The organism is Sporosarcina sp. BI001-red, from assembly GCF_003384035.1.
Taxonomy (GTDB): Bacteria; Bacillota; Bacilli; order Bacillales_A; family Planococcaceae; genus Sporosarcina.
Map to the genome: position 1 here is coordinate 35,350 of NZ_QQAK01000004.1, position 8,715 is coordinate 44,064.

Below are 8,715 nucleotides of genomic sequence, written 5' to 3' on the forward strand. Positions count from 1 at the left end.
AAATGTCAATTGAAGAATTAAAAAGACCTGACCGAACTGATGAAGAAAGAGTAAGAATCCTGAAAGAACTTTTTCCGGAGGCATTTAGTGATGGGCAAATTAATGTCGAAACGATTAAAGAATTAGTAAATGCGATGCAAAGTGATACGGTAGAAACAGATTATGGGGAGTTTTTCGGATTACAATGGGTTGGAAAAAAACAAGCAAGAAAGCTCGCTTCTGTGCCCTCAACTGGAACTTTAAGAAAAGTTGTTGGTGATGGTATTAATGAAGATGAAACCAATAATATCCTAATTGAAGGAGATAATTTAGAGGTCCTAAGAATCTTACAAAAAAGTTATGCAGGTAGGATACAGACTATTTATATTGACCCACCCTATAACACAGATAATGATTATATATACAAAGATACATTTAAGGAACCTGTTGAAAGTTATTTGCATAAATCAAAACAAGCTGATGATGATGGTCTTTTAACCAGTAACCCCAAAGCGAGTGGTCGGTATCATGCAAACTGGTTGAATATGATGTATCCAAGGCTGAAAATTGCTTGGAGTTTATTGAAAAAAGATGGTGTCATTTGTGTTTCCATCTCTGACATTGAAGAGGCAAATTTAAGAAAAGTTTTAGATGAGATTTTTGGTGAAGAGAATCATATCAATACTATATCTGTGAAATCTAAAGTGAATGCTGGAGCCTCAGGGGGCGGTGAGGACAAAAGACTTAAAAAGAATTTAGAATATATTCATATATATGCCAAGAGCATTGATGAACTCAGCCCGTTAGCTAATCTTTACCAAAATGAAAATCTAATGGATTTAATATCAGAAATGAGAGAACAAGAACAAAGTTGGAAATATACAAGTGTTTTAACAGATATGGGAACAAGGAAAAAACTTACAACGACATACGATGGAAAAGGCAATGCAATCGATGTATATCTAAGAGAGAATGTAAAAAGAACAACAGTTAATCAGCTAATGAAAAGTGAAGGATTATCTGAAGAGGAAGTTTATAAAAAGTACCTCGATAGAATATTCTCAGACACGAATGCTCAATCGAGTATTAGAACGAGAGTAATTGATGCATCCGGAGTATTAGAATCGGGAAATATGTTTGAGGTAGAGTATACACCTCGTTCCGGTCGTATGAGAGGAGAAATGGTTAAGCATCATTATATCAGTAATTCCGTAAGAAGAGTTATTTGGCTAAATGACGTTGTTGATGAAATTGATGGAACGCTATTTAAAAAGGAAAGACTAAGTACATTATGGGATGATATAGATTATAACAATGTAGGAAAAGAAGGAGGTATATCTTTTCCTAATGGTAAGAAACCGATTGAGCTAATTCAAAGATGTATAAAAATCAATGATAATAGTAATAAGGATGGTATTGTATTAGACTTTTTTGCTGGTTCAGGCTCAACGGGACATGCTGTTTTAGATATGAACAGCAAAGATAGTGGTAATAGGAAATTTATTTTAGTTCAATTACCAGAGACACCTAAAGGCTCTGCATACCATACGATTACTGAACTAACTAAGCAACGCTTAAAAAATAGTATCCACACTTTAGAGAAAAGTGAAAATAACGCAGGAGAACCGGTTTTTGGGTTTGAATTTTATCAGATGTCCAAAACGAATATCAAAAAGTGGAATGATAAAGATAGTATAAATATGGATGACTTATATAAGAACTTAGATTTGTTTATGACAAATCCATTAGATGATGATGAAAGTGAAATAAATATTGTAATAGAATTAATGTTAAATCAAGGATTCCCATTAGATAGCATGATTACTAAAAAAGAGGATTCTGGAAATAAATTATTAATCGTTCGACATGAAGATGTACCTTTTTCACTGGTTATCTGTTTAGATGAAAAGTTAGTCGACGAAACTGAAGAATATTTAAAGGCATATTACGAAAAATCAACTTTTATTTGTATTGATGATTCATTATCAAATAAGCAAAAAGTTTTACTGAGTGAAATGATGAATGTGAAAACAATATGAAGGGGATGAGCTGAATGGGAGAAAAACTAAAGTTTCAATATGATGCTGACCAACAATTCCAATTAGATGCCATCTCCAGTGTAGTTGATTTATTTGAAGGATTGCCATTTCAAGAACAAAATGAACTCCTTTCTGGTGCAATAAATGATGTCATACCGAATTGGCCAAAAGATGAAATGTTAGATGAAATATTACTTTTTGATAATCTACAGATGGTTCAAACGAGAAACAGTTTTGAAGGGCGTGGAAGCTCAATTGAAATTTCAAATGACCTTGAAGTAGATGATGGAATGGTATTGGAGGTTGCAGGTAATGACTCAGTAAGAGTGCCAAATTTCACCATAGAAATGGAAACAGGTACTGGGAAAACTTATGTATATCTGCGTACTCTATTTGAGTTAAGAAAAAAATATGGCTTTACGAAATTTATTATTGTTGTACCAAGCGTTGCGATATACCAAGGAGTTTTGAAATCCATTGATACAATGAGAAATCACTTCAGACAGATATATGATAATCAAGATATTTCAGTCATGTCCTACGATAGCTCCAAAATTGGTGAACTCAATAGCTATGCAAGTAGCACAGACTTAACAGTGATGGTAATGACCATTGATTCGTTCAATAAAGCTGGAAATAATATCTTTAAAAACACTGAAAAGTTAGCAGGTCAAATGAAACCCTATGAGTATATTCAAAATACGCGGCCCATATTAATATTGGATGAAGCACAAAACTTTGAAACAAAAAAGTCTAAAGAAGCAATTCGAACCCTTAAACCATTAGTTGTAGTACGTTATTCTGCAACGCATACTGAGACCCCTAATCTTCTATATAAATTGACACCTCTTGATGCTTTCAAGAACAATTTGGTTAAGCAAATAGAAGTAGTTGGAATATCAGAGTTAGATAATATAAACGAACAGATGCTACGATTGCTGGAAATTAAAAGGAACCCATTGCGTGCAGTTATTAGAGCAACAGTTATTCACCAGGGAGAATCGTCAGAGGACGATATCGTTTTAAAAAAAGACGATTCCTTATTTTTGAAGACTAAGAATGTTGATTATAAAGAATTCGGCAATGTTAGGGAAATAAGATTCGGAAAAAATGAAGATGAACAAAGTATCACATTTGATAATGAAGTGAATTTATCTGTAAGCGATTCAATTTTTTCTAAGGAAAGCATTTTTAGAGCTCAAATAGAAAAGACAATTAGTGTGCATATGCAACGTCAGCAAGTATTGAAGGAACAAGGTATTAAGGTTTTATCGTTATTTTTTATTGACAGAGTGAAAAACTATACTTCTGATGAGGGATTAATTAAGCGCATATTTGATGAATGCTTTGAAAGATTAAAACATCACTATCCTATTTATGAGAATCATAATGCCACAGAAGTACGTGAAGGTTATTTTGCAAAACCTAAAATAGATTCTCCAGAAGAAGATGCTGTTGATACCAATGGTAAGACAAAACCGCAAAGAGAAATGGAAAAAAGGGCTTTCGAACTTATAATGAAAAACAAAGAACAACTATTGAGTTTTGAAGAGCCTGTATCTTTTATCTTTGCTCATTCGGCTTTGAAAGAAGGTTGGGATAACCCAAACGTTTTCCAAATCTGTACATTAAATCAGACAAACTCAATAGTCAAAAAACGACAGGAAATAGGACGAGGCTTACGATTATCTGTAAACCAAAAAGGTAATAGAACAGAAAATCATGACATCAATATATTAACAGTTGTGGCTAATGAACAATATGAAACATTTGTGAAGAACCTTCAAAAAGAGTATAGAGATGACGGGACATATGCACCTCCAGTACCTAAGAAACCGGAACAAAGCGAAGTGAAACGTAAAGATAATATGTATTACTCCTCAGATTTTACGGAGCTTTGGAAAAAGATTAACAAAAAAGTATCGTATAAAGTGGAAGTAAATACAGATAAACTGATTGAGGACTGTATATATCGCATCAATAAAATAAAATTTCCCTCCCCAGTTATTGAAATTAAAACAGGTCGTTTCGTTATGGCTGAATATAAAATAGCGATTATTGAAATAAATGAGTACAATGCTAAACTGAAAATTAAAATGGATAATTCAATAGGTAATGGATTTGAAAACGAGCTTTATGTAAAGGCTGGTGACGATTTAAAAAAAATCTTGAAGGATGAGAATCTAAGGGGGTTTAAAGTTCTCCACATAGGAGAAATATATGGAGAACCATTTTTGAAATTCACGAATGAAATCACTATTAAATCACATGAGCCTTATAACTTTTACACAGAAAGAGCTGAAAAACCAAAAAGAGAAATAGAAGAAACTAAAAATAATACGTATCCTGTCCCGGATTTTATTACACGTACTGCTAATGAAACCAAACTAACAAAAAGTACTATAGTGGCGATATTTAAGGGGATAAGTAGTAAGCAACAAGAAAAAGTGTTTTTGAATCCAGAAGGTTGGATATCTGAGTTCTTATCACAAATTCGTATAACTTTAAGTGACCACATTGTCGATAATATAGAATTCGAAATTGATGAAGATACTGATTTATATAACTCAGAGGAACTATTCCCTGAAATGGTAAAACAACCTCAACGAGAGTTAATAGATGCTGGCAGTGCAGGGTTGTACAATAGAGTGCAAATAGATTCAGAAGTAGAACGAGAATTTGTTCAAAACCTTGTAAAACGTGACGTCGAAAAGGACCATACGGTTTTGTATTTTAAATTCCCTCCTAAATTTAAAATTCATCTACCTAAAATAATTGGGAACTATAATCCAGATTGGGCTATTGTACGTAAGTATGATAAAGAGGATAGATTAAAGCTTGAATTAGTAAGAGAAACTAAAGGTGGAATTAAACTCGATGAACTACGTTTTCCACATGAAAAGAGAAAGATATTATGTGCGAAGAAGTACTTTGAAAAAATAGGAGTCAATTATAGGGTTGTTACCGGAGAAAGTCATGACTGGATGGAATTAAATGAGTCAGAACAACTCGCCATTGATACGGAATAACTATGGAGAGAAGGGGCAGAAACAGTTTAGGCTTTTCAATTAAATAGGGAATTAATATAATAGAATTTAAAAGGAATCTTTATAGAATGAATGAGTAACAAGCACATGTTCATTTTAAGTGTAATTAATATTGATAGGTTTCTAACTGCATTAAGAAGTGCGACTTATACAGCCTGATATCAATTAGAAACTATACACTTTTATATCAAATGCTATATAATCAATATTATATATTATAAAAAAGGACTAAGAGCACTCCTCAAAAAAAACTTTGAGAGTAGCTTTTAGTCCTCTTTTTTGCGTTCAATGACTATTGTCAAATATAGAAAGGAGGTGAAGACAATGGAGAATAGTGACAGAAAAAATGAGGGTAAGCAGAACAAGAAGACTGATGTAGAAAAACCTATAAACAGGAAAAAAATGAGTGTTCCTGATTTTCATTTTTCAGTTTCTGAGGATAATAAAAGGATATTAGATTACTTTAAAACATTGGAGAGGGAAAAGAGAGAAAGGCAAATTTCTCATTTTAATAGGCTTGAGAGAAGAAGAGAATGCATACACAGAGGTATAAAAAAATTGAAGACCTATTTTGGAATTAAAAGTTAGAGATTATCTATAATAAAAATAATTGACAGGCTTCCACAAAGGAAAATTCAATAGGAGGTAACTTTGATGTGAAAAGATTCGAGAAACAAGCTTCAAAAGTTTAGGGAAGACAAGGGGATGTCATTCATTGACCTAATTAACAGTGTAGGAATTTCAGCAACAGAAATTGAAAGAATTTAAAAAGGGAGACTAAAAGTCAGTCTTGCTATACAGGTGTTTTAGCAATCGTTGACACAATAGGAATTGATTTGATTGAGTTAATAGCAAATCAGTGTGAAACGAATTAATATTGGATGATGAGAAAGGGGTAGGCTTTAAAATAGCTACTCCTTTTAAACGTGAGAACTTTTAGTAATTTAAATCAAAGGTGATTACAGCCACGTAATTTCACCACCTTGTTAAAACGCATGCCTGCTGAGAAATAAAACACTTTTAAAGTTATATATTGTAAAGTCAGCATGTAATAATAACAACTGGACATGGAGCCCCTATGGGTAAGGCTTCGAAGCCGGGCAACCAGCAACACGTAGTTGGCTTGGGCCAATCATGCCCGTCTCTTCTCTCCGTGCAAATTTGTAAGAAGGACAATCTCCAAAGTGGCAAACAACTTGACATTACCTGGTACATGTATTGTCATTTGGTGGTAAAAAACTTATCAAGGTGTTACATTTCATTGGCTGTAATCAAAAGGTTTATAACTGATTAAAAATTTATATATATTATCTTGTTGAGATAACTATTCATGTATCTTTATATTACAGGATGGTTTTTGAAATTATGACAAATTTTATGCAGGAGCATATAAACATAGAAGGAAAGTGCTTCCTAAATGTCGAATATTGTCTTAGTAGCAAAATAAATGAAGGGAGGAGTATTTAATGAATAACACAAAATTTTGGATTCGAAATATGTATACTGGTCCCGGTGGAGGTGCGTACACAGGACCGGGAGGTGGAATGTATACCGGACCTGATGGGGGTGCGTACACAGGACCGGGAGGTGGAATGTATACTGGACCTGATGGAGGTGCATATACAGGGCCAGGAGGTGGGCTTTATACTGGCCCAGGCGGAGGGTTATATACCGGACCAGGAGGAGGGCTTTATCCCGGGCCGGGAGGGGGGCTATACACAGGCCCTGGTGGAGGGTTATATACCGGACCAGGAGGAGGTATGTATACGGGGCCAGACTCAAAGCCTTATCAGGCAATTCACCCACCTTGGCCGATTTTTGTCTTAGAACTTCGAAAAAGGAAATTAGTAAAGCAAGCAGAGATTATAGAAAAGACTTTAAATAGTATCGGTTGGAAATTGTAGCTGATAAATTAATCCTGTATTACTAACTGTCGTATTTCTCTTTAATTTTGGATTGGGACACTCTTAGAATGTAAAGAAGTATTTATATAAAGCTTGAATTAATAGTTGTCTTCTTGACTAAAACAAATCATTGATTGCATTTTTAAATTCAATGTCTAAAGTAGAAGATTCGGGAGGATACTGACATTCTTTGTTTACTGTTACCTCGACCGTTTTCAAAAGATGAAGCACCTTATCAATAATGTCATCATTAGTTCTATTAATTGAATGTGGCTCTGACTGCATGTCATTTCTGATTAAAGTCCGAATATAATCGCTAAGATTCCCAAACTCTTTTTTTGTCTTTATAAAACTTATTAAATCACTATCAGATGGTAAAAAACTGATAGTGATTTTTTCGTTTTTTGTCATAAATATTTGACCTTCAAAATTTCCATGAAGCTTTTGACGTTTGCATATTGAGGATTAACCACAATACTTGCTTCAGGCAAGTTTATTTGAATTTGTTCCTTTAAAATTAGTGAACCTCCACCAACAAAGTAAATATGGTCCTGATTAAACGTGTAGTTATGCTGTTTTGCATAGTTAATAATTTTATCGAAATGCTTCTTTTTGATATTTTGGATGATTTCTTTACTTTCTTCTTCGACTTTACCCATATTGCTAAAATAACCTTTTTGAATTATGTGCTCTAAATCGTCTGAAGATATATTACAGTTGTATTTCTCTACAAGTTCACACTCTAAGTCTGTCTTCAGTGTGTTGATTCCTAAATGAGATACATTCATACTATTAAAATTAGGTTGTACTCCGACAAATGTACAGTATGTTGTATTTAGTCCACCTATATCCAATACAACAGAGGTGGCATTTTTTTGCTCTTCATGATTCGCATAAGTTAACCCCATACCTTCAAAACAAATTGTAACTTCGCTCAAATGAAAATTATACTGCATATCATTTAAGCAAAACTGTATAGGTAGGTTATTATTTTCAATGAATTTTTTAAAAGAATTCTTTAGAGCTTGTTTTTTATAAACATGAATAGGCACATTCACTGCAATTCTTATACTTTTATCATAAAACCTCAAGTTTGCCATACGCATTAATTCTGTTATTGCTGTGTAAATTGCAATCTTGTGAATATAACTTTCTTTACTTAGATTAAAATCGCTTTGTGTTTCTGGTACTATGCTTCCTACTAAATATTGTTTGCTTTCGTAATCAACTTTATAGGAGTCTAATGGGATATCTATTCCAATATCGCTAACCTCCTGTATTTTAGTTCGAAATTGAACTGTTTTAAAAATATCAACTCCTTGTAAAATCGCTTTTGTTGTATGCTTTCCTGAATCAATTGAAATAAAAATCTGTTCTTTCATATAACTTCTCCTTCCCTATTGAGTATTTAATATCTTATACAGTTTGAGAAAAGGATATAAGAAGAAATAAGAAAAATTGGTCTGATTTTGTTCAAGTAATTCTTAAAAATTCTTATTACTTGTTGGAAAGAACGATAGTTTATTCTTTGAAATACTTATGTATTAGGGTCTACTTATAGAGATATTGTATATGAAGCCCTCAATCTCAGTTCAACTCTTCAACTACTTTTGGAGTGTAAGTGAATAGGCTACACTTACTTGGACAGAAAAGTTAGGGTCTTGTAGAATACAACCAAAGAGATGAGGAGAATCTACATGACTGAAAAACGAGTGAGACGAACCTATACAAAGGAATTTAAAAACC

The 8,715-nt window shown here is 33.2% G+C and carries 6 protein-coding genes; 4 read left to right on the top strand and 2 right to left on the bottom strand.

The genetic code is table 11. The annotated features are described in order from the left end of the window. The first annotated feature begins 2 nt into the window (after positions 1–2). The 4 genes from DVB69_RS01245 (at position 3) to DVB69_RS01260 (ending at position 6,969) form a co-directional block, all read left to right on the top strand. Entirely contained in the window at positions 3–2,018 is a 2,016-nt protein-coding gene (locus DVB69_RS01245; RefSeq protein ID WP_116015782.1) for a site-specific DNA-methyltransferase, read from the top strand. Between the two features lie 14 nt (positions 2,019–2,032). Then, positions 2,033–5,047 (top strand): restriction endonuclease, encoded by a 3,015-nt coding sequence (locus DVB69_RS01250; RefSeq protein ID WP_116015784.1) that lies wholly within the window; start codon positions 2,033–2,035, stop codon positions 5,045–5,047. 342 nt (positions 5,048–5,389) lie between these two features. Continuing rightward, positions 5,390–5,653: a hypothetical protein gene (locus DVB69_RS01255; protein WP_116015786.1), complete on the top strand. Its 264-nt coding sequence runs from the start codon at positions 5,390–5,392 to the stop codon at positions 5,651–5,653. A gap of 878 nt (positions 5,654–6,531) precedes the next feature. Further along, positions 6,532–6,969: a hypothetical protein gene (locus DVB69_RS01260; protein WP_147300747.1), complete on the top strand. Its 438-nt coding sequence runs from the start codon at positions 6,532–6,534 to the stop codon at positions 6,967–6,969. Positions 6,970–7,086: 117 nt separating this feature from the next. Here the strand turns inward: DVB69_RS01260 and DVB69_RS01265 are convergent, their stop codons facing one another. Then, positions 7,087–7,380 carry a hypothetical protein gene (locus tag DVB69_RS01265; protein ID WP_116015790.1) on the bottom strand — a complete coding sequence of 98 codons (294 nt, stop codon included), beginning with the start codon at positions 7,378–7,380 and terminating at the stop codon, positions 7,087–7,089. Continuing rightward, on the bottom strand, positions 7,377–8,351 hold the full coding sequence (locus DVB69_RS01270) for a ParM/StbA family protein (RefSeq protein WP_116015792.1): 975 nt from the start codon (positions 8,349–8,351) through the stop codon (positions 7,377–7,379). Before DVB69_RS01270 ends, DVB69_RS01265 begins: the two co-directional genes overlap by 4 nt. Between the last annotated feature and the right edge of the window lie 364 nt (positions 8,352–8,715).

Bases quoted from the DNA above. Each gene is read 5' to 3' on its own strand.
- DVB69_RS01245 (WP_116015782.1), top strand. From the start codon at position 3: ATGTCAATTGAAGAATTAAAAAGACCTGACCGAACTGATGAAGAAAGA.
- DVB69_RS01250 (WP_116015784.1), top strand. From the start codon at position 2,033: ATGGGAGAAAAACTAAAGTTTCAATATGATGCTGACCAACAATTCCAA.
- DVB69_RS01255 (WP_116015786.1), top strand. From the start codon at position 5,390: ATGGAGAATAGTGACAGAAAAAATGAGGGTAAGCAGAACAAGAAGACT.
- DVB69_RS01260 (WP_147300747.1), top strand. From the start codon at position 6,532: ATGAATAACACAAAATTTTGGATTCGAAATATGTATACTGGTCCCGGT.
- DVB69_RS01265 (WP_116015790.1), bottom strand. From the start codon at position 7,380: ATGACAAAAAACGAAAAAATCACTATCAGTTTTTTACCATCTGATAGT.
- DVB69_RS01270 (WP_116015792.1), bottom strand. From the start codon at position 8,351: ATGAAAGAACAGATTTTTATTTCAATTGATTCAGGAAAGCATACAACA.